The sequence below is a fragment of the Sorangium sp. So ce426 genome (assembly GCF_051475585.1).
GTDB classification, from domain to species: Bacteria; Myxococcota_A; Polyangia; order Polyangiales; family Polyangiaceae; genus Sorangium; species Sorangium cellulosum_B.
The window spans coordinates 11735402-11761503 of record NZ_CP150341.1 but is presented as its reverse complement, the minus strand read 5'-3'; the positions used below and the strand labels follow the sequence as shown (position 1 = coordinate 11761503).

Annotated in this window: 15 protein-coding genes; 10 read left to right on the top strand and 5 right to left on the bottom strand. The window is 69.5% G+C overall.

The window, feature by feature from the left end; translation table 11 throughout:
• Positions 1 to 98: 98 nt before the first annotated feature.
• Positions 99 to 1448 carry a toll/interleukin-1 receptor domain-containing protein gene (locus tag WMF44_RS44140; protein ID WP_437296046.1) on the top strand — a complete coding sequence of 450 codons (1350 nt, stop codon included), beginning with the start codon at positions 99 to 101 and terminating at the stop codon, positions 1446 to 1448.
• A complete protein-coding gene (locus tag WMF44_RS44135; RefSeq protein WP_437296045.1) occupies positions 1445 to 7735 on the top strand; it encodes a WD40 repeat domain-containing protein in 6291 nt (2096 codons plus the stop codon). The genes WMF44_RS44140 and WMF44_RS44135 overlap by 4 nt, the downstream gene beginning before the upstream one ends.
• Before the next feature lie 216 nt (positions 7736 to 7951).
• Here the strand turns inward: WMF44_RS44135 and WMF44_RS44130 are convergent, their stop codons facing one another.
• A complete protein-coding gene (locus WMF44_RS44130; RefSeq protein WP_437296044.1) occupies positions 7952 to 8395 on the bottom strand; it encodes an ATP-binding protein in 444 nt (147 codons plus the stop codon).
• A 135-nt stretch (positions 8396 to 8530) separates the two neighbouring features.
• Between WMF44_RS44130 and WMF44_RS44125 the strand changes: the two genes are divergently transcribed.
• A complete protein-coding gene (locus tag WMF44_RS44125; RefSeq protein ID WP_437296043.1) occupies positions 8531 to 9679 on the top strand; it encodes a nucleoside 2-deoxyribosyltransferase domain-containing protein in 1149 nt (382 codons plus the stop codon).
• A 93-nt stretch (positions 9680 to 9772) separates the two neighbouring features.
• Here the strand turns inward: WMF44_RS44125 and WMF44_RS44120 are convergent, their stop codons facing one another.
• The gene (locus WMF44_RS44120) at positions 9773 to 10444 is read right to left on the bottom strand and encodes an RNA polymerase sigma factor (protein ID WP_437296042.1); all 672 of its coding nucleotides are present in this window, start codon (positions 10442 to 10444) and stop codon (positions 9773 to 9775) included.
• 112 nt (positions 10445 to 10556) lie between these two features.
• Here WMF44_RS44120 and WMF44_RS44115 point away from each other — a divergent pair, with 112 nt between their 5' ends.
• On the top strand, positions 10557 to 11726 hold the full coding sequence (locus tag WMF44_RS44115) for a hypothetical protein (RefSeq protein WP_437296041.1): 1170 nt from the start codon (positions 10557 to 10559) through the stop codon (positions 11724 to 11726).
• Positions 11727 to 11897: 171 nt separating this feature from the next.
• Here WMF44_RS44115 and WMF44_RS44110 read toward each other — a convergent pair whose 3' ends face one another.
• Entirely contained in the window at positions 11898 to 15110 is a 3213-nt protein-coding gene (locus tag WMF44_RS44110; protein ID WP_437296040.1) for an efflux RND transporter permease subunit, read from the bottom strand.
• Positions 15111 to 15117: 7 nt separating this feature from the next.
• Positions 15118 to 16206: an efflux RND transporter periplasmic adaptor subunit gene (locus tag WMF44_RS44105; RefSeq protein WP_437296039.1), complete on the bottom strand. Its 1089-nt coding sequence runs from the start codon at positions 16204 to 16206 to the stop codon at positions 15118 to 15120.
• Between the two features lie 308 nt (positions 16207 to 16514).
• Between WMF44_RS44105 and WMF44_RS44100 the strand changes: the two genes are divergently transcribed.
• A complete protein-coding gene (locus WMF44_RS44100; protein WP_437296038.1) occupies positions 16515 to 17147 on the top strand; it encodes a TetR/AcrR family transcriptional regulator in 633 nt (210 codons plus the stop codon).
• Between the two features lie 539 nt (positions 17148 to 17686).
• Here the strand turns inward: WMF44_RS44100 and WMF44_RS44095 are convergent.
• A complete protein-coding gene (locus WMF44_RS44095; RefSeq protein WP_437296037.1) occupies positions 17687 to 17824 on the bottom strand; it encodes a hypothetical protein in 138 nt (45 codons plus the stop codon).
• A 618-nt stretch (positions 17825 to 18442) separates the two neighbouring features.
• On the opposite strand from WMF44_RS44095, the gene WMF44_RS44090 reads away from it, so the two are divergent.
• From WMF44_RS44090 to WMF44_RS44070, 5 genes are all read left to right on the top strand, one after another.
• The gene (locus tag WMF44_RS44090; RefSeq protein WP_437296036.1) at positions 18443 to 20848 is read left to right on the top strand and encodes a protein kinase domain-containing protein; all 2406 of its coding nucleotides are present in this window, start codon (positions 18443 to 18445) and stop codon (positions 20846 to 20848) included.
• Positions 20849 to 20860: 12 nt separating this feature from the next.
• On the top strand, positions 20861 to 21619 hold the full coding sequence (locus tag WMF44_RS44085; protein ID WP_437296035.1) for a hypothetical protein: 759 nt from the start codon (positions 20861 to 20863) through the stop codon (positions 21617 to 21619).
• A gap of 5 nt (positions 21620 to 21624) precedes the next feature.
• Positions 21625 to 22731, top strand: coding sequence for a hypothetical protein (locus tag WMF44_RS44080; protein WP_437296034.1), 1107 nt, complete (start codon positions 21625 to 21627; stop codon positions 22729 to 22731).
• Positions 22732 to 22781: 50 nt separating this feature from the next.
• Positions 22782 to 24341 carry a PGRS family protein gene (locus tag WMF44_RS44075; RefSeq protein ID WP_437296033.1) on the top strand — a complete coding sequence of 520 codons (1560 nt, stop codon included), beginning with the start codon at positions 22782 to 22784 and terminating at the stop codon, positions 24339 to 24341.
• A 692-nt stretch (positions 24342 to 25033) separates the two neighbouring features.
• Positions 25034 to 26092 (top strand): hypothetical protein, encoded by a 1059-nt coding sequence (locus WMF44_RS44070; RefSeq protein ID WP_437296032.1) that lies wholly within the window; start codon positions 25034 to 25036, stop codon positions 26090 to 26092.
• Positions 26093 to 26102 lie beyond the last annotated feature (10 nt).

The window sequence follows — 26102 nt, the reverse complement described above, 5'->3', positions numbered from 1 at the left end:
GCGGGTGCTGATGGACTTGGCTGCCGCTCCCTTGCTCGATACACTCGACGGCTATGCCAGTGCACTTCTACGCAGAACCTGCTTCATCGCGCAGCAAGATGCAGGAGCTGGACTGGGACATTCTGCTCCAGAGCATCAAGGAGCGTCGGGTGGTGCCGATCATCGGACGCGACTTCTTCAGGGTGCGCGATGGGGAAGCGACTGTTCACATCGACCGCTACATAGCCCGTCAACTCGGTGACTACTTCAGGATCCAGGACCCGCCGGACGACCTCCAACAACTCGCACTATCGATCCTTCAAGGCCGCGACATCACCTCCACCAAGTTGCACCGCGGCATCAAGGTGGTCCTTGATACTGTCGCATCGAAGCTTGAGATTGACGAGTCGCTCTGCCAGCTCGCCGGCATCACCGATTTTGACGTCTACGTGTCTACGACCTTCGCTCCACTGATCGAGCAGGCGCTGAGTGCCGCCAGGCGCGGCACGCCCGTGAAGCCGGTCGCCCTGAACTTCGATCCCTATGTCCAAGCCATCAGCGATTTTCAGCCGGACGACGAGAATTCGCTGTCACCAATCGTCTGGTACGTCTTCGGTCGGGTCCAGGCGGCTCGTGCCTTTGCGGTGACCGAGGAAGAGATGCTCGAGTGGCTCGTTCATTTGCATATTCCACAGAGAGCGCCGCGGAACATCCTGAAGAAACTCAACGAGAGCCACCTCCTCTTTCTGGGGTGCAGCTATCCTGACTGGCTCGCCCGATTCTTCATCAGAACGCTTAGCGGAGAGCGTTTTCTCGAGCGCGGCGATCGCTCGGAGGTCGTCGACAGCACACTGCAGTCCGAGAGGAGCTTGCTACTCTTCCTCCAGCAGCACGGGACCAAGCTCGTCGAGCTGGGCGATCCACAAACGTTTGTGTCCGAGCTCTACCGGCGCTGGTCCTCCCGCCGCGAGGTAGCCGCTCGACGCTCTGACGTCCACCGGCCGTATCGGCGCGACATGCCGCAAGACGCCGTTTTTCTCAGCTTTGCGGGTGAAGACCGCGTTCAGGTGCTCGAAATCGCACGCGAACTCACCGACCGAAAGTTCGACGTGTGGCTTGACGAGTGGCAGCTCGAGCCGGGGGCGGAGATCGATCCAACGATTCGCATGAACATCAACTCGTGCGCCTTCTTCCTGCCGGTTCTCTCATCGAGAGCGCTGAGCAACCCGGAGGGCTACTATTACGCAGAGTGGAAGATCGCCCTTTCGCGGCACGCGAAGCACGCCACCGGCGAGAGGTTCGTCATGCCCGTGGTGCTCGATGAGGTCGAGACAAACCACGCGCACATCCCGCATGAGTTCAAGAGCGTACTGTGGTGCCGCTGGAGCGTTCCGAGCGAGCGCGAACAGCTGATAAGAGCCCTCACCGACGGCCTTCGCCGCCGAAGGGCACGGAGAGATGCACGATGAGTATCGCAGAGCGCTTGAAGCCGCTGGATGCGGCGAACCCCTACCCCGGGCTGCCGGCCTTCAAGGAAAGCGACTCGCGATTCTTCTTCGGCCGGAAGCGCGAGACCCTCGAGCTCCTGCAACACGTGAGGCGCGGCACGCTGACCGTTCTGTATGGAACGTCGGGTTGGGGCAAGACATCGCTTCTCCAGGCCGGCCTATTCCCGAAGCTCCGCGAGGAGAAATACCTTCCCGTACCCGTCGACGTCGACTGGCGTCATGCGAGCATCACCCCTGTTCAACAGGCCTTTGCCGCAATCGCCAACGCCGCACAAGGGCTCGACGTGTCCCCGCCCAAGCCGAACGAAGCACTGTGGAGCTATCTCCAACAGACACCGATATGGACTCAAGATCACTGGCCAGTGATGCCCGTGCTCGTCTTCGATCATTTTGAAGACGTATTTTCGGAAGGCGTGAACCGACCCGGCGTCGCGGCGCTCCTCAGCGAGCTCTCCGCGCTGACAGAGCCATGGACATCGATGAGTCGGTCCGACACAGAGCTTTCGGAGCAACTCTCCACGAAACCCAAGGCGCGGGTCGCCATCGCGCTACGCGAGGATTTTCTCGCACAACTCGACGACCTGCAGCGCTTGATTCCAGCGCTCTCTGACAACAGATATCGACTCAACTTGATGCGAGGCACGGAGGCGCTGGAGGCCGTGCTGGATCCCGGGCGGGAACTTGGGCTCCTCGATCGCGATGTCGCCGTAGAAATCGTGCGGCGCGTGGCCCGCTCCAGTCGACCTCGCACGAACCGAGCGGAGCCCGTGCCCTCCGCCGAGTCGAGCTCCGCGCTCGATCACATCGTCGTGGTTCCTGCGCTCCTGAGCCTGGTGTGCCGCGAGCTCAACGAGCGCCGACAAAAGCGCGGGCTCGCGCAGATGACGACCGAGCTCATCGAGCATGAAGGAGATCAGATCCTCGCGGACTTCTATACCAATAGCTTGGGTGACCTGGACAGTCGCGTTCGGGTCTTCGTGGAAGAGAAGCTCCTCACGAGCGAAGGGCGCCGCACGAGCTGCGCCCTCAACGATGCGCTGCTCCAACCAGGCGTATCGAGAGAGGCGGTCGAAGCGCTGGTCCAGAGACGCCTCTTGAAGCTGGAGGAGCGCTTCGGGGACGAGCACCTGGAGCTCGTACACGATGTCATGGCCGAGACCGTGCACCGCAGCCGCGCGGCGCGGCGCGACGCGGAGGCACAACGGAAGCGCGAGGACGAAAGCCGCGAGGAAAAGCGGCGCAACGATGAGGCCGCGCTGGCGAAGCGGCGTGCCGAGGCCGAGCGCCGCCGACGACAATTGGCGCTTTTCGGGCTCATCGCCCTCTTTACGCTGGGCGCAGGCGGATACATCACCTATTTAAAAATACAGGAAAATCACAAGAATCAGGAGCGCGCAATTGCTGCCGCACGAACCGAAGAGCGACAGAAAACGTCAGCTGATGCAGCATCTCAAATCTTTGAACAGGGCCGCCGCGAGCTGCTGCAGCGAAATAATGACGATGCCGTCCGACTTCTGGGCACCGCCTACGCCATGGCGCATCAAGAGGACAGCAGCGTCCTCCCGGCGCTCGCGCTCACGACGAGGTGGGCGCTCGGAGCACTCGATGGCCAGCTGGCAGTCCTTGAGGGCCACGCCGGGCCGATCACCGCGGTGGCGTACGCGCCTCCTTCCTACCGGCGGTCGCTGATCGTCACGGCGGGCAAAGACGGCGTCGCGATGCTCTGGGACGGCGCAAACGGGGAGAAGCTCGGAGTTCTTGACGAGCGCGTCGTCGAAGGGGACGCCCCTGAACTGAAACCGCGGAGCGGGACGAGGCAGCCGGACCCGAAGCCGCCGGAATCGCTGAGCATCCTCCAGGCGGACGGCCTTCTCCAGCAAGAACCGGCGGCGCTCGCGAGCCCGTCGCCCGATGCAGGCAGTCAGCGCATGACCATGCGTCAGAAAGGAGCGGTTAGCAGTGTCGCTTTCGATCCTCAGGAAGAGCACCACCGCCTCGTCACGTTGAGTGAGAGCGGCGTTGGCTTGCTCTGGGACATCTCTACAAGAAAGGCGCTTGCGCGCTTTCGAGACAGTTTCGCAGGAGCGGGCTCAACGGTCGATTTTAGCCCCGATGGTCGGCGCCTGCTCGTCTGGACGCCTGGTGGATCACATTATTCAATATTCGACATCGTCGACTCTTCGACCGAAGGGCCTACAATCTCGAAATCGTGCCAGTGGCCGGATGACGGGCAAACGGAGCGAGTATGGCAGCAAAAAGCTGCAGCTCGCGGAATCGACGGCTCGGACGCGAGTGCGCGCCGGAAAGAGACCAGTCTACCATGGCTGTCCTCCGTGGCGTTCGACGACAGCGGAGAGCGCGTCTTTGCCTCCGGCCGAGAGTTGAACCAACACATCGGAACATTCATCTGGGGATGCGAGCGACAAGACAAATTCACTTCGACACGAACGCTCTCGACTCCGGATAAGACGTCCAAGTCGGAGGAGCTTATTTCCGCAGCCGGCTTTACCGAGGACCACGGTTGGTACCATACGATGAGCGAGACCGGTTTGGCACGCATCTTTCAGGGTGCCACGCTCGCCCCTGGCCCGTCGCTCCTCCAGGGTCAGGCCGCGACGAACATGATGTTCGATAGGCGAAACTCGCGATTCTTGCTCACGCATGAGCGGACACGAACGCTATGGTCTGTCGGGACGTCGACCGAGCCCGCTCGCTTCTCGCAGCAGCTGCCACTGGCCTGGCGTCCCCTGCAGAGCTGGCTGACCGGCCCGGGAGATTCCGTCATCACCTTGAGCGCCAATGTGCAACTTGATGTATGGGATGCCGAGACGGGGCGGCACAAACTCTCGCGCGATTTTCCACGCACCGGCATCTCCACCGCTGTATCACCTGACGGCAAGCGGTTCGTCGTCGGTACCACGAGCGGGGTCGGGAGAATCCTCTCGCTGGAAGGACCTGTGACAACTGAAGAGTCGCGCCACGATCGAACCCTGTCGCAGGGCGCTGTTCTGATCGAAGAGCGTCTCTTGGATCTGAAAAGATTCAACGTGAAGCTTATCCAAGATTTGCGTTGGGTCTCCACGCCCAGTGGAACAGCGTTCGCCGCTGCCACCGAAAGTGGGACTGTAGCGCTAGGCACGTTCGCTGCGGACAACCGCCGACTCAACTATGTCGAGCGTCTAGAGCACGCAATGGGAGTGAGCCGCGTATCGTTTGATCGGGAAGGAAACACGCTGCTCAGCATTGGTCACGAAGGTCGGCTTGCGCTGTGGGACGTCGCACGCAAGGAGGTAGTACGCCGATTCGAGACAAAAAGCGAGGTCGGTCTCGTTGCCACCGGCGTCATCGCACCCGAGGGGAAGACGATCGTGACCGGCGGAGCAACGGGCAAGGTGTGCTTCTGGTCCGTTGAGACATGGATGAAGCGCTGCTCCGACACGGCACAGCCCATCGTACGCATCGAGCTGAGCCAGGACGGCGCACTGGCCGCGTCGGGCGGAGCGATGGGCGAGCTCATCGTCTGGAGCGTGAAGGACGGAGCTCGACTGAGGACGCTCGCGGGTCACCATGACAAGATCAACACGATCGATCTCCGTAATAACGGAGTATTGGTCACAGCATCTGACGACGGCACCGCACGACTGTGGAGCAGCACGAACGGCACTTTGCTGAGCTCCATAAATGTCTCACAGCAAGCTGCCACCGCGCGGCTGGATCACGCGGGGCGACGTCTCGCGGTCGCGAGCAGCGATGGCTCCGTTGAGCTCTGGGACGTCAGCACACCGGAGACTCCTCGAAAGCTATTTTCGCTGCGGGGCCACGAACAGTCTATCGCATCGATCGAGTTCAGCCCTGACGACCGCCTGTTCCTGACAGCGGCAGGCAAAATTACCGCGTTATGGGATGCGAACACTGGCGCGGGAGTTGGCGTGTTCGGCGACGATGCTGCTGTTTCATCGCTGAAGGCAACGTTCTCGCCTGACGGGCGCAATCTCGGCGTGGTCACCGACTCGGGTCGCATCCGCGTCTGGCAGGTCCCCAGCGGCAGCTCGCCTCCGGCGGGAGCCCACCTGGCCCAGATCACCAACGGAGCGTTTTCACCCGATGGAAGTCTGTTCGCGTCGATGGATCGGGTCGGCGCCACGCACGTGTGGAACCTCGCCGATGCCTCGCTGTTGACCACCTTCGACGCCGGGTCGAGCGAAGGTGCCGTCGCGCCAGAGTTTTCTCGGAGCGGAGACTGGCTTCTGGTCCCAATTGCACGGCAAGGCTTGGCGCTCTGGCATCGACGCACGCGCATGTCGAGCTTTCTCGATGGTGCTTCGCAGCGCACCATCAGGGCTGTCGCGACGTCTGAGAGTGGCTCGACGCTGGAGATCGCGGCTGTCGACGATCGCCTCCAGGTGCACGAGTGGAACACCGGCGCGCTTCGCGTCGCTCCGAGCTCGCGGTCGTTCGATCTGGTGGGAAAAGAGCACTCGGGACCTATCCAAGGGATCGCCTTCCACGCAGACGGCGAGGGCATCCTCACCGCAAGCGCGGACGGCACGGTTATCCACTGGAATGCAAAGACGTTCGCACAAACGTCTGCGTTCGAGGTCCGGGATCCTGAGGACCAAAACGCGCCGCGGCATGCGGTCGCTGGGGCAATGATGCGGGCCGGCCAGCTTTTAGCGATCGGCGCCAAAGGAATGTCTCTGTGGCGCGCCCCCGGGAAGATGCCGTTTTACTACTCACCTGATCGTGGCAGCCTTCTCCACACGGACGTGACGCCTGATGGAAGCCGTGTCGGCGTCATTCGTGATGGACGTGTGCTCATCTTCGACGCCGACCGTCCAAACACGGCGCGAGAGCCGCTCAACGAGCCGGACGTGTACAACCGCAGTTCCCGGATCCTCGCGGCCCCGGACAGCTCATCCTTTCTGTCGTTCAACACCACGGGCTCTCTAACAAATGTCGTATTGTGGGATGCGCGAACGGGAGCATCCCATCGACCCGTTCTGGGGAAGAGTCTATTCACAGCCTGCTACAATCCCGATGGGTCAGTTACCGTGTTGGCGGCCACCGGAACACTCACACGAATTACATCGAAGACGACAAGAGCGCTGATGACAGCGAAGGAGCTTGCCTCAGTCCAGACCGCCCATTGTGGAGAGACCCCAGGCTCTCTTATGGTGTTTTCTGGACGACATGCTGAGCTCTGGGATGTCGCGACAACGTCTCCTCGTAAGCTGCGCGAATGGGATGTTGGAGTCCCTGGCATGTTGATCCGCGGCGTCATCTCGAGCGATGACGGTCAACACGTCGGGATCTTCGCAACGATCGGAGAGGAGAACCAGCCCCATATTTTCGTTTGCCCTGTCTCCACCGGCGACTGTCTCGCGCTCGCAGGCATCGACCGCGGCGACAACGTCACCACGCTCCGCGTCAGTCGAGGAGGAGGGAACGTGCTCCTCTTACGGGCGGGCGGCACAGCCGAGCTGTGGCCGGTGCCTTCTTCACGTCCGGTGCACGTGTTCGGATACCAGCGCCCTCTCGATATCGCGAGGATCCAGGGCGAAACCTGGACCGTGACCGGAGGCTCCGAGGGGACGGTGCGGGTCTGGCGGTCCGGGGGTGTCTTTCTCGAAGAGAAGCGTCATGCGAGCGCCGTTCGCGTGGGCCAGCTGGACTCCACAGGCCGGTATCTCATTACAGGAGGGAGTGACGGGTCCGCGGTCCTGTGGGACATCAAGGGTAGAAATGACGTCGCTCTCCCGGGACACACGGAGGAGATCACGTTCGTGAGCTACCGGCAGGACTTGGCGGTCGACAAGGCGGCTCCAGATGCACCGATGTTCATCACCGCGAGCAAGGATTCCACCGCGAGGATCTGGACCCGATATGGCACCACCAGGAACGAATGGGTCCTTCGGGGCCATAGCCGCGACGTCAACATGGCTGGATTCGATCCAAACGGGAACTTCGCCGTTACGGCCGCGGATGATGGCATCGCGAGAATCTGGGATGCCGCAAGCGGGAAGCCGCTGCTCGAGCTAGCGGGTCACGCTGCATGGCTGCCGTTCGCGGCCTTCTCTCCTGATGGTCGTCAGCTCATCACCGGCGGCTCCGATGGCCGCCTCCTGGAATGGGATATGCGTCTGGAGACCCGTTCGGCGAGCGAGATCAAGCGCATCATGGAGAAGCTCCTCCCCAGCGGCAAGGGCGGCTTCGAGCCTCCCCCAAGCCGACCTGCGCAAGCTCCTTGATGGCCGCCAGCCGCAAGGGGCCACGCCCCGGCCGACAACGCTGGCCTCGGGCCGGCGTCAGCCCGCGGTCCGGGCGGGCCTTGGACGCTGCCCTGCGCGCGCGCTTCGGCCCGCGTCGAACACCGCTGCGGAGACCACCCGCCATCGTGATCACCGCGATCGCGCATCGTGATCGCCCTCGGAGCGAAGCGACGCTGGTCCGTCGGGCTCTGGGGTTCAGGTCTCCGTGGTCTCCTTGCCCTTGCGACGCGAGGGGCCCTTCAGCGCGACGCGGTGCGCGTTGTGGGCGATGCGATCCAGGACGGCGTCGGCGATTCTCGGATCTCCGAAATGATCGTGCCACGTTCCGACAGGAATCTGGCTGGTAATATCCGTCGATCGCAGGCCGTGGCGGTCCTCGAAGACCTCGAGCAGGTCGCGGCGCTCCTGGTCCTCGAGCGGAGCGAGACCCCAGTCGTCGAGCACGAGCACGTCGATCTTCGCCAGCCACCCCAGCAGGCGCGTTAGAGCGCCCGCTCGAGCGCCCCGTCGTCCAGTTGCGTGACCTGCTCCCAGGTCGTGAGGCCGGCAGCCTTGGCGCGCGCCAGGACGCTGCCGACCGCCCCTGGGCTCGTGCCGTTGCTCGTCGCCGTCTGCCGGTGCGTACGGCCCAGGAGCCACTTCTTCCGAAGAATCTCTCGCGCATGGCACCCTCGCGTCCGGGACGTCGCGCGTCTCGGAAACGCGGCCGCGTCCCACCGGCCGACAGTCATTCCAGCGTTCGCCTGAGCCACGTGCCACGGTTATGATCGACGCATGGACGTCGTCCGCACAGGTCAGCCCTTCCCCACCACAGTAACCCGCGCGATTTTCCTGGCCGGACCGGCACCGAGCGACGCACGCCGCCCGTCGTGGCGCAGCGAGGTGCTCCGCCTCCTCGTGGAACGGGGCTATGACGGCGCCGTCTTCGTCCCCGAGCCATGCGACGGCATGGCGCCCGGCCCCGACGGCGATCCACGCGCGTGGGAGCACGAGGGCTTGCGGCGCGCCGACTGCATCCTGTTCTGGGTCCCACGCCGGCTCGACACAAAGTCGACGCTCATCACCCATGTCGATCTCGGCGCCTGGCTCGACTCCGGGAAAGTGGTCCTCGGCGTCCCCGACGATCCCGAGCTCCACTATCTCCGGCAGCTCACCGACGGCGCGCAGGTCGCCGCAGCGCCGACGCTCGCAGCGGCCGTGGACAGCGCCCTCGCCCGTGTCGGCGCTGGCGCGGCGCGGCGGCGAGGGGAGTGTCAGATCCCCGCGGATATCTTCCGCACACCCGCCTTTCAGTCCTGGTACGGCGCGCAGCAGGCGGCGGGAAATATTCTAACCGGCGCCACCGTGAAGTGGGTCTTCCGGGTGGGCGTTCGGCAGCAGATCCTGTACTACGCGCTTCTTGTGGACATCGTGGTCGCCGCCGAGAAGCGTCACAAGAAGAACGAGGTCGTCCTGGCGCGACCGGACGTCGCCGCGGTGGTGCTCCACCACCGCGGGGCCACGCCGCGCGAGACGCGGGTGGCGCTGGTACGTGAGTTTCGCAGCACCGCAACCACGGCGGACGGCTACGTGCGCGAGTGTCCGGGAGGATCCTCGTTCGAGGAGACCGACGATATGCGGCGCGTTGCGTTCGACGAGGTGACCGAAGAGGTTGGCTTGCAACTCGATGCGTCGCGCGTGCGCCTCCTGGGAACACGCCAGCTCGCGGCCACGACGTCCTCGCATCGGGCGCACGTCTTCTCCGCGGAGCTCACCGCCTCCGAGCTCGACATGCTGTGCGCCTCCGCCGGGGCGGTGCACGGAGCGGACGCAGACGAGCGCACCACGATCGAGATCTGGACCCTGGAGGACCTGCTGCAGAAACCCGCCGTCGATTGGAGCACGCTCGGCATGATCATGGCGGCCCTCGCTCCCGGCGAGTAGGCAAGGACTCGGACTGAGGCGCTGCCCCTCCAACGTTTTCAGCGCTCAGAAGGCAGGGCACCCGCCCTGACCCCGCTTCGTAAACGTAACCGGTCAGCCCGCTCCACCGTGCCCGTGCCCGCAGCCTCGCTTCGGCTCGGGCTCACCCTTCGACGGCGGGGACACCGGGGCGCACGTGCAGTCGAGGCACCCGTGCTCCGCGCAGCTCCCGCACGACGCGACCACCTGCTTGCGGAGGGCCTCGCGGGCGCGGAAGAGGCGCACCGCCGCGTTGTTCGCGGTGATCGACGCCTCCTCGGCGAAGGCCTGCACCGAGAGGCCGTCGACCTCCACGCGCTGGATCGCGGCGGCGTACTCGGGCTTCAGCGTGCCGGCCAGCGCCCGGACGCACTGGCAGACGGCGCGGCGCTCGACCTCGGGCTCGGCCACCTCGTCGAGCTCGGCGGCCAGCGCGGCCATCGCCCGCTCCGACGCGCCCTTCCGGCGGAAATGGTCGACCACGGCGTTCCGGAGGGTCCGATAGAACCACGCCGTGGCCGACTCCTCGTCGCGCAGGCTGTCGATGCGCCCTATGCCCCGCACGAAGGCGTCCTGCAGGATGTCCTCGGCGATGGCGCGATTGCCCACCTTCCGTTCCAGGAAGCGCAGAAACTCGCGGTGACTCTCGACGAGCGCCGCGACCGCCCCCGCCGCCCGCGCGTCCTCGGCGCCTCCCCTCGCCTGCTCCGCGCCCTCCGGGCTTCGCTCTGGCTCGCGCTCGCTCATGACGCACCAGGCTACCCACGAGGGCCGCCCTCCGCCACCGCGCCACGGCACAAAGCGATGGCCGGCGTGACCGGTCGGGTCAGAATGTCCTCCTCTTCACCGGGAGGCTTGAATGACGCTTCAGAGGGTGCTCGTCCTGGCCAGCGTGGGGCTCCTGCCGGCCTGCTCGGGGGCAGACGCCGATGCCCCGCTGTCGTCCGCGCCGCGCTGTAGTGCGTCGCCGGAGTGCGCCGCCACGCCCGACACGCCGCTGTGCGACCAGGCGCTCGGCGCGTGCGTCGAGCTGCCGCCGGGATCTGCGATCGGCGTGAAGGATGGCAGTCCGTCCTCGGTCGCGCTCGTGTCCGTCTTCGAGCCGAACCGGCAGCGCGAGCCGACCGACCTCGCCTTCAACCCGGAGCGGCCCGAGGAGCTCTGGGTCGTCAACCGCAAGGACGACAGCGTGATCATCATCACGAAGCCCGGCGCGCCGGACGGCTCGTGGGTCCGCCTCCGCGACCCCGCCGCGGCGCACTTCATGGACCAGCCGCCCGCGATCGCCTTCGGCCACCCAGGCACGTTCGGCGTCTGCGGCGACAACGACAACGGCGGCAACTACTTCATGGGCCCGTCGCTCTTCTCCTCGGATCTCTCGATCTTCGCCGAGGAGACGCCCGACGGCCTCGGGTCGCACCTCGACATGCTCCACTCGAGCTCGTTCTGCAAGGGCATCGCGCACGAGCAGGCCAACGTCTACTGGGTCTTCAACGGCAACGACAAGTCGCTCGACCGGTACGACTTCGCCCACGATCACGGCCCCGGCCACGACGACCACTCCGACGGCGAGATCTACCGCTATGCCGCCGGCGAGGTGCTCGGGGTCGAGGCCACGTCGAGCCATATCTTCTACAGCGCCAGGGAAGAGCGCCTCTACGTCGCCGACACGGGCCACAAGCGGCTGCTCAAGCTGGATCCGACGAGCGGCGTGCCCGGCGCGAGCTTCGACGGGCAAGAGCCGGTCAAGGTGCGCAGGCACATGGACGGCGCTACCCTCATCGAGTTCGTCCCCCCGGGGACGCTCGAGGCCCCGAGCGGCCTCGAGGTCCACGAGGGCCTCGTCTACGTCACGGATCACGTGACCAGCAGGATCTACGCCTTCGACACGGCGGGGCAGGTGGTCCGCACCCTGGACACGGGCCTGCCCGCGGGCTCGCTCGCGGGGATCACCTTCGGGCCGGACGGCAAGCTCTACCTCGTCGACACGCTGACGAGCCGGGTCTACCGCATCGATCCGATCCTCTGAGGCGGCCGCGCGGCGCCCCCAGGACACCGATCACGTTGAGCGAGCGAGAGATGAACCGCCAAGGCGCCAAGTACGCCAAGAACAAACACAATCTTGGCGCCCTTGGCGACTTGGCGGTTCGAAATTCTGCGCTTTTCAGGCAGTTTCCAACCCGTTTGTCGCTCTAGCCCATCATTCGCCGCCCGCCGGCGCGCTCGCTCCCGGCCCGCCGAGCAGCGCGTCGAGCTCGGCCTCGCCCTTGTCCTCCGCCGCCCTGCGCCGGCGGCGGCGGATCCACTCGGCCGCGTCGTCGAAGAGCGAGTAGGCCACCGGCACCGCGAGCAGCGTGAGGACCAGGGAGAGCGACTGGCCGCCGAGCACGATGGCCCCTGTCGTCCGGTTCTGGCCCGAGCCGACCCCGTGCGAGAGCACGAGCGGGATCATGCCGGCCACGAAGGCGATCGTCGTCATGAGGATCGGGCGGAGCCGGTCCTTGTTCGCCTGCAGGATCGCCTGGAGCCGCGGCATCCCCTCCGCGCGCAGGTGGTTCGTGTGATCGATCTGGAGGATCGCGTTCTTCTTCACCACGCCGAAGAGGACGAGCAGCCCGAGCCCCGAGAAGAGGTTCAGCGACTGGCCGAAGAGCTTGAGCGAGAGCAGCGCGAACGGCACCGTGAGCGGCAGCGAGAGCAGGATCGTGATCGGGTGGAGCCACGACTCGAACTGCGCCGCGAGGATGAGGTACATGAACACGAACGCGAGCCCGATGACGACGACGAAGCTCGCCGCCGTGCTCGCCGTGTTCTTCGAGCTGCCCACGGGCTGCGCGGAGTAGCCCGCCGGCATCCGCTGCTCGGCGATGATCCTGTCGAGCGCCGCCTGCACCGCCGAGTCGCCGACGCCGGGGGCGGCGTTCGCGCTGATCGTGATCTGCCGGCGCCGGCCGAGGCGGCCGATCGACGAGGGGCCGCTGTCGGGCTCCATCGTGACCACGCTGTGGAGCGGGACGGCGCCGTGCTTGGACGACGGCACCGTGAGGAACGCGAGGCTCCCGGCGTCGGCGCGGTGCTGCGCGTCGGCGCGCACGCGGACGTCGTACTGCTCGCCGGCCTCCGAGTACGTCGACACCTTGAGCCCGCCGACGAAGAGCTGGAGCGCGCCGGCCACGTCGGCCACCTGGACGCCGAGATCCGCGGCGCGGTCGCGATCGATGACCGCGCGCAGCTCGGGCTTGCCCACGACGAGGCTGTTGTCGACGTCCACCGCGCCGGGGACCTTCCGCAGCTCCTCGGTGATGCGCGCCGCGTACTCGCCCAGCCGGTCGAGATCCGGCCCCTGGATCGCCACCTGGATCCTCGCCGACGACTGGCCGCCGGACGAGACCGCCTGCACCTCGCCGGCCGTGACGCGCAGCTCCTCCGGCAGCTTCGCGAGGATCTCCTCGCGCACCCGCTGCATGATCGCGAGCTGCCCGAGCGCGCGCTGCTCCGGGTCGACGAGCATCACGTAGACCTTGGCGACGTTCGCGGCCTGCTGCTCGCCCTCCCCCACCGTCAGGAGCGTCCGGGTGACGCCCGGGAGCCGGCGCACATCGCCGGCGATCCGCTCGGCGATGAGGCGGGTCGAGGTGAGGCTCGTCCCCTCGGGCGCGCGCATGTTGATCTCGAACTGCGCCTGGTCGTCCTCCGGGAGGAAGCCGGCGGGCAGCGTCTTCGCGATGGGCGCGCACGAGCCGAGCGCGACCGCCGAGGCGACGACGATCACCCAGCGGCGCTTCATCACCCACGAGAGCGCGGCCATGTAGGCGCGCTCGATCGGCCGGTAGAACACGTCGACGGCGCGCTCCAGGACCGACGGCTTCGCGGGCGCGCCGTCACCTCCGTTGGGCGCGTCACGCGCGTCACGCGCGTCACGCCCACTGCGCGCGTGCCCCGAGAGCCACCGCGCGGCGAGCGAGGGCGTGAGGGAGAAGCTGACGATCAGCGAGACGCCGATCGCGAACGCCATCGTGAGGCCGAAGCTCTTCAGGAAGCGCCCCACGATCCCGGGCATGAAAGCGACAGGGATGAAGACCGCCATGAGCGACAGCGTTGTCGCGAGCACCGCGAGGCCGATCTCCTTCGTCGCGAGCACGGCGGCCGGGAACGGCTTCATGCCCTTCTCGTCGATGTAGCGGACGATGTTCTCGAGCACGACGATGGCGTCGTCGATGACGATGCCCACGGCGAGCGCGAGCGCGAGCAGCGTGAGGAAATTCAGCGTGAAGCCGGCGATCCACATCACCGCGAACGTGCCGACGACCGAGATCGGGATCGCGAGCGCCGCGATGAGCGTGCTGCGGGCGTTGCCGAGGAAGAGGAGCACCACCGCCGCGGCGAGGAGGGCGCCGAGGACGAGGTGCTCCTTCACGGCGGCGATGCCCGTGCGGATCACGCGCGAGCCGTCGCGCACGACCTCGATCTTCGTCCCCTCGGGCAGCGAGCGCTGCACCTCGTCGAGGCGCGCCTTCACGGCGTCGACGACGGCCACGGTGTTCTGGCCCGACTGCTTGACCACCGACAGGAGGACGGTGCGCCGCTCGTCGAGCTGGGCCCAGGTCTTCTCCTCGGCGCGGCCGTCCTCGACGCGGGCGACGTCCGAGAGGCGCACGGCGTGGCCGTCCTGCTCCCGGAGGACGATGCGGCCGAGGGCCTCGGGCGACTCGACGCGCCCCATCACGCGGAGCGTGAGGTCCTCGGGGCCGGTCTCGACGCTGCCGCCCGGCGTCATCAGGTTCTGCGCCGCGATCGCCCGCTGCACATCGGCCGCGGTGAGCCCCTGCGCCCGCAGGGCGATCGGGTCGAGCCAGACGTTGATCTGCCGGCTCTGCGCGCCGATCAGGCTGACCTGGCCGACGCCGGAGATGCTCTCGATCTGCCGGCGCACCCGCTTGTCGACGATCTCGCTGAGCTCGCGGATCGGCTGATCCGACGCCACAGAGACGAGCAGCACCGGGGCCGCGCCAAGGTCGATCCTGCTCACGATCGGCGGATCGATGCCCTTCGGCAGGCTGGGCAGGACGACGCTGATCTTGTCGCGCACCTCCTGGGCCGCGACGTCGGCGTCCTTCTCCAGCACGAAGCCGACGACGACCTGGCTCACGCCCTGGCTCGACGTCGAGCGCAGGTCCTCGATGCCGCTGATGGTGTTCACCGCGCCCTCGATCCGGTCGGAGATCTCGGCCTCGACCTCCTCGGGCGCCGCGCCGTCGAGGCGCGTCGTGATGACGACGTACGGGACGTCGATGTCCGGGAACTGGTCGAGGCCGAGCCGGGTGTAGCCGGCGACGCCGAGGACCACGATGACGAGCATGAGGACCGACGCGAAGACGGGCCTCTTGACGCAGACGCGAGCGAGCCACTGCATGACGACCTCACTCCACGGCTTGGCCGTTCTGGAGCGCCTCGGACGGGTTGATGACGATCGCTTCCCCTGCGCGGACGCCGCGGAGGACGGCCACGGCGTCGCCCTTCTCCACGCCGGTCTGCACGACGCGCTCCTCGAGCCTGTGGTCGACGACGGCGAACAGGTGCGCGCGCCCGTCCCGCGGGACGAGGGCGGATCTCGGCACCACGGGGCTCGGCGCCTCGTCCGTGGCGAGCGCGACGGACGCGAACATGCCCGGCCGCAGCGCGCCGTCGGGGTCCTGCACCTCGGCCTCGGCGACGAGATCGCGCGTGGCCTCGCGGACCGCGGCGCCCACCCAGCGCACCGTGCCCGCGAACGACCGCCCCGGGTACGCCGGCACGGTGAACGTCAGCGCGCCGCCTGTCTTGACGGCCGCGAGGCTCGCCTCGGGCACGGTGAACCGGAGGCGCGGCGCGCCCTTCGAGACGAGCGCGACGACCCGGGAGTCCTGGCGGACGTACTCGCCGACGTCGACGAAGCGCTCGGCGACCACCCCGTCGAACGGCGCGCGGATCTGGCCGTCGCCGACGCTCTGCGCGGCGGCGCGGGCGCGGGCGGAGGCGGCCGCGACCGAGAGCGGGGCGCTCCGGCACTGGTCGGCGATCCGGTCGTGCTCGACGCCGGAGATCGCGCCGCTCTCGAGCAGCGCCCTGTAGCGCTCGCACTCGCGCTTCGCCGTCTCCTCCTGGGCGCGGGTCAGCGCGGCGTTCGCCTGCGCCTCCGCGGCGGAGAGCGCGGCGGCGCGGACGTCGAGGCGCGCGAGCAGGTCGCCCTTCTTCACCTCGGCGCCGCGCTCGACGAACGTCTCCACCACGCGGCCGACCGCGTTGGCGGCGAGATCGGTCTCCCGATCCCCGCGCAGCGTGCCGGTGAGCGCGATGCTGCGCGGCATGGGCTGCTCGCGCACCTCCGCGGTCTCGACGCGGGCCTTGGGCCCGTTCGTCTCGGCGGCGGTGGAGGCGCTGGCCCTTGTCCCGCAGCCCGCCGCTGCGGCGGCGAGCGCGAGGAGCAGGAGGAGGCTTCGGGCGCGGCCTTTCGTCGTTGTGTGGATCAAGGGTCCCTCGGGGCAGCGTCGGTCGCGGAGCGGCCTGATGCGGGCGGAGCGCGGCCTCGGCGGAGCACGGCGCCGCGCGCGCCGGCGCGCTGCGCCGTCCGCTCGTTCCCCCGTCGCCCAGCCTCCGGCCCCAGCGCCCAGGCGCGCCGGCGCCCAGGCGACCGCAACCGACAGTTGCGATGGGTATAACACGGCCGGAGGCGACCGCAACCGCTGGTTGCGATGATCGCAACGAAAGGGTGCGATAGCCGGCCACGCCGTGAAATTGGGCTGGCGTGTGCCGCGCAGCGGAACTTCAATGGTGGTTGATGCAGGCGACGACGGCGAAGCGCACGGCGAAGCGAGGCTCCGCGAAGACGCGCGCGCTCGTGCGCGGCGAGCCTGTCGTGCGGGGCATCCTCGCCGCCACGCTGGAGGAGCTCGCGAGCGCGGGGTACCGCGCGCTCCGGATCGAGGACGTGGCGACGCGCGCGGGCGTCAACAAGACCACCGTCTACCGGCGCTGGCCGACGAAGGAGGACCTCGTGCGGGCCGCGCTCCTGTCGGTCACGGACGAGAAGATCATCCCGCCGAACACGGGCTCGCTCCGCGGGGACCTCGTCGCGCTGGGGCGCGCGATCATCGAGATCCAGACGTCGCCGGTGGGGCAGAGCCTCTTTCACGTGTTCCTGTCCGAGGGGCTCGACTCGGAGCTCATGACCATCGCCCGCTCGCTGCGCGCGGTCCAGGAGGCGGGGCTTTTGGCCATCATCGAGGCCGCGGTCGCGCGCGGCGAGCTCGCGCCGGGCGCGGATCCGCTGCTGCCGTGCGAGCTGCTCGCGGCCTACCTCCGGCACAAGATGCTCGCGGACCGCACGATCGTGGACGAGGCCCAGCTCGCCCACGTCGTCGACGTGATCCTCCTCGGCGTGCTGCGCCCGGATAGACGGAAGCGGGCCTGAGCCGCGCGTCTGCCCCGCCGAGCGCGATCCCTCCTGCCGACGCGCGGCCGTTCGACGCGCGCGCCGCCGCCTCCCCACAAGAAAAAGGGGCAGTCCATCACACGGCACGAACGCGTGTTCGTGTTCGTGTTCGTGTTCGTGTTCGTGTTCGTGTTCGTGTTCGTGTTCGTGTTCGTGCGCGTGGTCGTGCGCGTGCGCGTGCGCGTGCACGACACACGTGTCTATCGGCACATCCTTGTCAGGATACCCGCGAGGCGTGACAGAAGCCGTTTGCCCTGCTCGACGTCCTTGCCCTGGACGACGCCCATGAGATGGCAACGCGGTAGGCGTCGAGGTTTTCGTGGTCCAGGAGTGGACGGTCGGTGTTGGACGTGCGCGTTACATCGACGGGAAGGGCTCGCGCGTTGTGCGTCTTCGTGCACGCGCACGCGCACGCGCACGAACACGCGCACGAACACGACCACGATCACGATCACGACCACGCGGGGCCGGGAGTCTGTGCGGCTCAGACCCCAGATCGTTTATTGTGGATTTCGCGCCTAGGTGGGACGAGCGAGCCGAAGGTGCTGATGCACGAAGAAGGGCATCGCCGCGCTCGGGAAGAAGCGCAGGAAGATCCGCCGCGAGTAGCTGAGCACCATGACGAAGGCCCAGAGCGGGCGCAGCGCAGGGGCCACCTGATTGCCGCGCAGAGCTCATGCACGAGCCGCGCAGGAGGGCGCCAGGGCCGCGCAGGCACCGAACGACTGTAACAAAGGACACCAACATGGGTGCGCAGGAGAGGCGTCGAGCCTGCGCAGGAGGGGCGTCGGGGGCGCGCAGGAGGGCAACGGAGCTGCGCAGGAGGGGTGCCGCGGCCGCGCAGGAGGGGCGCCGGGGCCGCGCAGGCACCGATCGACTGTAACAAAGGACACCGACATGGGTGCGCAGGAGCGGCGTCGAGCCTGCGCAGGAGGGGCGTCGGGGGCGCGCAGGAGGGGCGTCGGGGGCGCGCAGGGGGGCAATGGGGCTGCGCAGGAGCGGCTACGGGGCTGCGCAGGAGCGGCTACGGGGCTGCCCCTCGTCCCAGCGTCCCCCTCGGAGGCCGCCCCCGATTCGATCGCCGCCCGCCGATTTCCTGAGCACATCCGGCCCCAGCGCCCGATCACTCTGCAGGAGCTCCCAGAGCCGCGGCGCCCCCGCCAGAGCCCCGTGCCCACAGCGCTGAACGCCCTCCCAGAGCCGTACCGCGCGCGCCCCCGCGCCGCGGGCGCCATTGACCCGCCGCGAGCGCGCTGCGTAGAAGGCAGCTCGCCATGAGCCTACCGGAGGGCACCCGCTCGGACGCGCCGCCGCCGGCCGAGGACCGGACCTACGCCACCGGTGATCGCTGCGAGAAATACCGCATCGTGCGGCTCCTCGGCGAGGGCGGCATGGGGCAGGTCTACGTCGCGGAGGACGAGTACCTGGGGCGGCGCGTCGCGCTCAAGGTCGTGCGGCGCAAGTACATGCAGGGCGGCGGCTTCGCCCAGGGCCAGCGCAAGGAGGCGCGCGTCCTGGCAGAGCTCGACCACCCCGCCATCGTCAAGGTCTACGACGCGGGCATCACGCGCGGCGGGGTGATGTACATCGTCATGGAGCTCATCGAAGGCATCTCGCTCCGGGAGCTGATCTTCCGCGCCGGCGCGCTGGACCTCCCGAGCGCGCTCTCGATCGCCGCGCAGATCGCGGACGCCGTCCGCGTGGCCCACCGGGCGGGCATCGTGCACCGCGACCTCAAGCCCGAGAACGCCCTCGTCACGCGCGCCGGGCTGGTCAAGGTCGTGGACTTCGGGATCGCCAAGCGGATCCGGCGGCAGCCGGCGGGGCACACGTCGAGCGACCCGTTCGCGAACATCGGGACGGTGCACTACATGGCGCCGGAGCAGATGCTCGGGGACGGCGCGACCAAGGCGTCGGACGTGTATGCGATCGGGATGATCCTCTACGAGATGATCGCCGGCCGGCACACGTTCGCGGCGACGTCGCACGAGGTGCCGACCGCGGGCGAGGTGATGCTCCACCAACTCCACGCCGTGCCGACGCCGCTCGTGGAGGCGGTGCCGGGCTTCGACGCCCGGGAGATCAGCGATCTCGTCGACCGGATGCTCTCGAAGCTCCCGCGCGAGCGGCCCCGGGCGGCCGAGGTCCAGCGCGCGCTGGCGCGGGCGGTCCGCCGTTACCGGGAGGAGCACCCCCGCGACGAAGGGCGCGTCCCGCTCGCGGCGGAGCACCGGCGCGACCCGCCGGTCGCGCCCCAGCCCCGGAACCGCCAGGTGAGCTGGCCGGAGCTCGACGCCGGCGCGGCGCGGGGCGCGGGCGGCGGTCCGGAGAGCACCGACGAGCGCGCCGCGTGGCCGGGGCCGGACGGAGCGCCTCACGTGCCGCAGTTCGGGACGGCGCCGCTCGCCGCCGCGTTCCAGGCGCCGGAGGCGGCGCTGCCGTTCCGGCCGGCGGGCGCCACGCCGCCCGAGCTGCGGGGCCGCGGCTGGACGGCCCCGATGCCCGGCGCGGCGAGGCCGGCGGCTGGCGTGGCGGGGCCGGCGGCGGGCGTTGCTCCGGCGCCTCACGGCACCCTGCCGCGGGAGCAACCGGCGACCGTGGCGCCCACGACCGCGCCGCTCCTCGACGCTCGCGGGGTGCCCACGGGCGCTCCGGGGCCGGGCGCGTACGCGCCGGAGGCGACGAGGCGGGTGGGGTTTTCGACCGCCCCGCTGGGAGGGAGCGCCGGTGCGCGAGCGAGCACGCCGCACGCGGCCACCGCCGCGGCCGATCCGAACGCACGGGCGCGCTCGTTCGAGGGCCCCCTGCCCTCGACCGCGCCGCTGCGGCCCGACGAGCTGAGCGCTGCACCGAGCGGAGCACCGCCGTGGGCCGAGGCCGGCCTGCCGGGGAGCATGCCGCCCCAGCCGAGCATGCCGCCTCAGCCGAGCATGCCGGCCCAGCCGGGCATGCCGCCCCAGTCGGTCGAGCTCGGCCCGGCGTCGAGCGGAGGGTCTCCGTGGGCGGGGACCGCCCTGACGCAGGGCATCCCCTCCGAATCGCTCGGGCTGGGTCCATCACCCATCGACCGGCGCCGGAGGGCGCGGCTGGGGTGGGTCGTCGCCGTCGCGTGCGCGTGCTCGCTGGCGCTGGGGCTCTCGGCCGGGCTCGTGCTCGTCTGGCGCTCCCCTCGCGACGTCGCGGCCCCGGCGCCCGTCGCGATCGAGCCTGCGGAGAGGCGGATCGTGACCGTGAGCCCGCCGGAGGGGGCGTCGAGCGCCGGCGCACCGGCGCCGCCCTCGAGCGTCGAGCCGCTGATGGAGCCCGCGCCGCCGCCGGCCGCGGGGCCCGCGGCTGGCGGGGCGGCGTCGCCCGAGGCAGGCGGCAGCGCGCGACCGGCGGCCTCGGGGCAGGAGGCGGCGACGCCCCCTCCCCCTGCCACGCCGGACGCCCCCCACGTCGCGGCCGCGCCCCCCACGTCGCCTGCGCCCGCGCAGCCGCGACCCGCCCTGGCGGCGCCGCAACCTCGCCCAGCCGCCGCGGCGCCGCAGCCGCGGGCGACGCCTGGCGCCCAGCGCGCCCGGCCGCCCTTCACGGTGCTGGAGGAGGAGGACGACGACATCTATGGCATGCCGGCACCCGACCGCCGGCGCGCCGCCCCGCCGCCACCCGCGCGCAAGGCGCCCGCACGACCGTTCTGATCGAGGTGCCGCATGAGCCACGACGTCAAGAATTACCTGCCGAACGACGAGACCCTGCGCCGGGTCGCGGATCAGGACGCCTCGGACGAGAACCTGCGCCGCGCCATCGAGAACCCGCGCCTCCAGGACGTGCTGACGCAGCAGGAGGCGGCGCAGCAGCAGGGGAAGCGCGGCGCGCGAGGGGCGGCGAAGGCCGTGCCCGGCGCCGCGGGGGGCGCGGCGACGGCGCGGCCTCGGGCGCGACGATGGCTCCGGTACGCGCTGATCGCGCTGGTCGCGGCGCTCTGCGTCCTCGTTCCGACGGCGCTCGCCTTCCTGGCCGGCAAGAAGAGCGCCCTGGAGGACGAGCGCGGCGGCGCGATCGCCCCGCCGGCACCGCCGAGCGCGCTCCCGGGCGCGGCGAGCTCGGCGCCGGCCCCGAGCGCGTCCGCCACGACGTCTGCTCCGAACACGCCGGCATCGGCGTCTGCTCCGAGCACGGCGGCCTCGGCCCCGGTCGCTCCGAGCACGCCGGCCTCGGCCACCACCGCCCCAACCGCCTCCGCCTCGGCTCTCGCCGCCCCGACCGCCTCGGCCACCGCCCCCGCCCAGAGCGCGGTGGTGCGCCCGAGCGCGGCGGCCGTGCCCGCCCCCCGAGCCGGCGCGGTCCGGGCGCTGCCGAGCGCGCAGCGCGCTCCGGCGCCGCGCTCCACCGCGTCGTCCACGCCCGCCCCGGCGGCGACCGCGCCCGTGCACGCCCCTCTTCCCTTCGGAAATAAGCCGGAGTTCTGACGCCCATGAAGATTCATCGATCACTCGCCGCCTCGCTCCTCGCCGCCCTCGCGCTGTCGCCCGCGACGGGGAGCGCCGCCCCGCCCGCGACACCGCAAGCCCCTCCGGCCGCGACACCGCAGGCCACCTCGCCAGCGCCAGCGCAAACCGACGCCATGTCGCGAGCTGCGCGGGACATGTTCGCGAAGGGCGAGGAGGCGTGGATGCAAGGGAAGTACGACCAGTGCCACGCATGGTTCCTCGCGGCGTGGAGCATCCGGCCGCACAGGCAGATCGCCGGCAACCTCGCCGCCTGCGAGCTCAAAGTCGGACGCTACAGGGACGCCGCTGAACACCTGGCGTTCCTCATGCGACCAACCCCGGACGGGAAGCCTACCCCGCTCAGCCAGGAACACCGCGCCCTGCTCGACGAGGCGATGGCGAAGATCGCCGTCGTCCAGATCGACGCCGCCCCCGGCACAACGGTGGTCCTCGACGGCAAGATCGTGGGGCAGGCGCCGCTCCCCGCGCCGCTTTACCTGGAGCCGGGCGAACACACGCTCGAGGGGCAGTCCCGCGCCGGCGCCCAGGCGCAGGTCCCGCTCACGCTCGCGGCGGGGACGCAACGGAACATCGATCTCCACCTGCAAGCGCCGCAGCGGGCGACCACCACACCGGAGCCGGCGCAGGCGCCGCCGCCGGTCACGCCAACGCCGGCGCAGGCGCCGCCGCCGGATACCCGGGTGCGCGACGGCGTCGTGATCGGCGGCCTGGCGCTCGGCGGCGCGGCGATCGTGGCGGGCGTGGTGTTCGTGGTCGTGTCCAACGGCAAGAGCGACGAGGTGAACGATGCAACCAGAGCGATCGCGATGAACGGCGACGCGAACGCGTGCAACGATCCCGCGTTCAGGTCGCGCTGCGACGCGCTCGCCGACGCATACGTCGCCGAGGGGACGACAAGGAACCTGGCGATCGCAGCCCTGGTGACAGCGGGCGCCGCGCTGGGCGGCGCGGCGCTCGCGTACACCCTATGGCCGGTGGAAACGCCGCGGGCAGAGGCTGCAGGCGGTGTGCGCATCACCCCGGTGGTCACGGCGCAAAGCGCCGGACTCACGATCGGAGGTGCGTTTTGAGTGAGCACGCGGCGGTGCGAGGGACGACTTGCGGTGACCAAAGGAAGAGGATGATGCGACGCATGGAGTGGAGCGGTGTCGTTGTCGTGCTGGCCGGCCTCGTGGTCGCCGCCGGCGCAGGGTGCGGCACGCTGCCGCCAGACTGCCCGCACATGTTCCAGTGCGATTCTGCGGATGGAGGAGGTGGCCAGGGTGGCAGCACGCCGGAGGGCTGCGTGCCGAACAAGAGCAACGACGCGGTAGCCGACATGTGCGGCGTGTTCGTCGCGGCATCGGGGGACGATATTGCAGCGGGAACGAAAGCGGCGCCCGTCAAGACGATCCAGCACGCCATCGCACTGGCGCAGCAGGACGGTACCGCGCGACGCGTGTACGCCTGCGCCGAGGCGTTCGAGGGAACGATTGAAGTGCCAGGCGGCGTCGAGCTCTTCGGAGGGCTCGACTGCTCGAAAGGCTGGGGCTGGATCGGCGACAACGAGAAGACGACTCTCTCCGCGCCGGAAGGCGAGATCCCGCTCGTGATGCGCGGCGGCGATGGCGCGGTGCGCGTCGAGGATGTCCATGTCACCGCGCGCGCCATCGACACGAGCAACGAGGCAGCGCGGGGCCTGTCGTCCATCGCCGCGCTCGCGGAGGGCGTCGCCGTCGAGTTGGCGCGCTGCACGCTCGAGGCGGGCGACGCCGCCGACGGCGTCGACGGCGAGCCGCATACCGAGACGGCGCTCGGCGGAGAGCAGGGCAACCCGGGCCAGGAGGCCTGCTCTGGGGAGTCAACCCCCGGAGGTCTTGTCAAGCGGAATGATTGCGGCACGCCGGACGACCCGAGCGATGATTCCCGAGGCGGGCTCGGTGGCAATGGTACGCTGGACGTCGGCGGTGGCGGGGATACCGGCAAGCCGGCGGGCGCAGCCAACGGCGGCGTCGGAGAAGACACAGACGTCTGCACCGCCGGCGGCGCCGGCGCCGAGGGCACCGGCGGCGAGCCCGGGCCGAGCGCCACCGGCCTTGGCGCGCTCTCGTCCTCTGGCTACACCGGCGTCTCCGGCAGGCCCGGCACGCCGGGCACCACCGCGCAGGGCGGCGGCGGGGGCGGCGGCGCCAAGGGCGGCACCGCCGCAAATCAGTGCTCCGCCGAATCGCCCGGTGGCGCCAGCGGCGGCTCCGGCGGACCCGGTGGCTGCGGCGGCAAGGGCGGCCGCCCCGGCGGTGCTGGCGGCGCCAGCATCGCCCTCATCAGCCTCGAGGCCACCCTCACCTTCAACGACGTCTCGCTCAAGACCGGCCGCGGCGGCCGCGGCGGCAACGGCGGCCCCGGTCAAGAGGGCGGCAGCGGTGGTCTCGGCGGCATCGGCGGCACCGTGCCGGATGGCACCGCAAACCTCAAGGCCGGCTGCGCCGGCGGGCCGGGTGGCAACGGCGGCAACGGCGGCATCGGCGGCGGCGGCATCGGCGGCCACTCCCTCGGCATCGCCTTCCGCGGCACGCCGCCGCCCGCCAGCGGCCTCACCATCCTCACCATCACCACCGGCGAGCCCGGCCCCGGCGGCAACGGCGACGGCGACAGCGCCGCCGCGGGCATCAAGGCCGATACGCAGGAGTTTGCTCAGTAGCCTCGTGCCGGCGACAGCCCTGCCGAGAAAAAACGCACTGCCCTCAACAAAATCTGGCAACAAACCGCGCCCATCGGCAATGCATTCTGGCGAGCAATTTGGCCCTTGGGCACGTACATAGGACCTTCACATCCCTCGGCCGGAGCAGTACGGCTCCAACCGCACCTTGCGTGCCGCAGGTCGCACCCTGCGGGGTGCGACTCGGCGGGTCAGCCGGCAACTGCCGGTTGGTGGCCGATGGGCAGCCGGCGCAACTCTCCACCCACGAAAGTGGCCCGAGACCGGCTCAGCCCCGCTTTCTCGATGGGCGACGCGCGCATGCGCGGGTACCGCCCGCGCGCTGATGACGCCGGGTGCTGCCGGAAATCGACTGGGTCCGCTGCACTTTCCTGAGCACGTTGGCGCGCTCGATCCGATCTCCTCTGTAGAGCCGACGTGCACCGCTGCGGTGCCCGCGAGCGCTGCCTCGCGTGCCAAGCCGGCCCGGGAGATGTCTCGTGAGCAAACCTGCCTTGGGGGTCCCCACACGACGGCGCACCCCTCCCGTCCGGCGCGCAGCGCCGGACCGGGGAGGGGCCGGCGGCGCGCAGGCGCGAAGCGCCGAGCACCGACGGGGGGTGGGCAGCCCTCTCCTTCTCTCTCTCCATCTTCCTTCTTGCATCTTTCCTGAACAACCCGGAGCTCTTGCGCCCATGAAGCTCCATCGACCGGGCGCCTCCCTGCTCGTCGCCGCGCTGCTGCTCCCGCCCGCGGCAGCGAGCGCCGCACCACCCGCGCCGCCGCAAGCCGACACCCTGTCGAGAACGGCCGGCGAAATGGTCGCGAAGGGCGAGAAGGCGTGGATGCAGGGGAAGTACGACCAGTGCCACGCATGGTTCCTCGCAGCGTGGAGCATCCGGCCGCACCGGCAGATCGCCCGCAACCTGGCGGCCTGCGAGCTCAAAGTCGGACGCTACAGGGACGCCGCCGAGCACCTGGCGTTCCTCATGCGACCGACCCCGGACGGGAAGCCTACCCCGCTCAGCCAGGAACACCGCGCCCTGCTCGACGAGGCGATGGCCAAGATCGCCGTAGTCCAGATCGACGCCGAGCCCGGCACGACCGTCGCGCTCGACGGCAAGATCGTCGGGCAGGCGCCGCTCCCCGCGCCGCTGTACCTGGAGCCGGGCGAGCACACGCTCGAGGGGCGGTCGGCCGCGGGCGCGGTGGAGAAGCACTCGACGCGGTTCGACGCGGGGACGCAGCGGACGATCGCGCTGCAGCCGCGGGCGGAGCAGGCGGCGCCGCCGCCCCAGGCGGCGCCGCCGCCGGTCGCGCTGGCGCCAGTCGCACCGGCGCCGCCGCCGGACACGCGGGTGCGCGACGGCGTCGTGATCGGCGGCCTCGCGCTCGGCGGCGCGGCGCTCGCGGCAGGTGTGGTGCTGGCAGTCGTGTCGAACGGAAAGCGCGGGGAGGCGAACGACGCGCGCCGTTCGATCGCGAAGGACGGCGGCTTCAACGCGTGCAACGACCCCACGTTCAGCAGAGCACGCTGCGACGCACTCGACGACGCAAACAGCGCCGAGCGGATGACGAGGAACCTGGCGGGCGTCGCCTTCGTGACGGCAGGTGCCGCACTGGGCGGCGCGGCGCTCGCGTACGTGCTGTGGCCGGTCGGCGGGCCGCGGGCAGCGGCCTCATCACGTGGCGTGCGCATCGTCCCTACGGTCACTGCGCAGAGCGCCGGCCTCACGATCGGAGGTGCGTTTTGAGTGAGCACAC

Excerpts from the sequence above, each read along its gene's own strand:
- WMF44_RS44090 (WP_437296036.1), top strand. The coding sequence starts at position 18,443 with ATGAGCCTACCGGAGGGCACCCGCTCGGACGCGCCGCCGCCGGCCGAG.
- WMF44_RS44080 (WP_437296034.1), top strand. The coding sequence starts at position 21,625 with ATGAAGATTCATCGATCACTCGCCGCCTCGCTCCTCGCCGCCCTCGCG.
- WMF44_RS44115 (WP_437296041.1), top strand. The coding sequence starts at position 10,557 with ATGACGCTTCAGAGGGTGCTCGTCCTGGCCAGCGTGGGGCTCCTGCCG.
- WMF44_RS44140 (WP_437296046.1), top strand. The coding sequence starts at position 99 with ATGCAGGAGCTGGACTGGGACATTCTGCTCCAGAGCATCAAGGAGCGT.
- WMF44_RS44075 (WP_437296033.1), top strand. The coding sequence starts at position 22,782 with ATGATGCGACGCATGGAGTGGAGCGGTGTCGTTGTCGTGCTGGCCGGC.
- WMF44_RS44100 (WP_437296038.1), top strand. The coding sequence starts at position 16,515 with ATGCAGGCGACGACGGCGAAGCGCACGGCGAAGCGAGGCTCCGCGAAG.
- WMF44_RS44085 (WP_437296035.1), top strand. The coding sequence starts at position 20,861 with ATGAGCCACGACGTCAAGAATTACCTGCCGAACGACGAGACCCTGCGC.
- WMF44_RS44110 (WP_437296040.1), bottom strand. The coding sequence starts at position 15,110 with ATGCAGTGGCTCGCTCGCGTCTGCGTCAAGAGGCCCGTCTTCGCGTCG.
- WMF44_RS44135 (WP_437296045.1), top strand. The coding sequence starts at position 1,445 with ATGAGTATCGCAGAGCGCTTGAAGCCGCTGGATGCGGCGAACCCCTAC.
- WMF44_RS44070 (WP_437296032.1), top strand. The coding sequence starts at position 25,034 with ATGAAGCTCCATCGACCGGGCGCCTCCCTGCTCGTCGCCGCGCTGCTG.
- WMF44_RS44120 (WP_437296042.1), bottom strand. The coding sequence starts at position 10,444 with ATGAGCGAGCGCGAGCCAGAGCGAAGCCCGGAGGGCGCGGAGCAGGCG.
- WMF44_RS44125 (WP_437296043.1), top strand. The coding sequence starts at position 8,531 with ATGGACGTCGTCCGCACAGGTCAGCCCTTCCCCACCACAGTAACCCGC.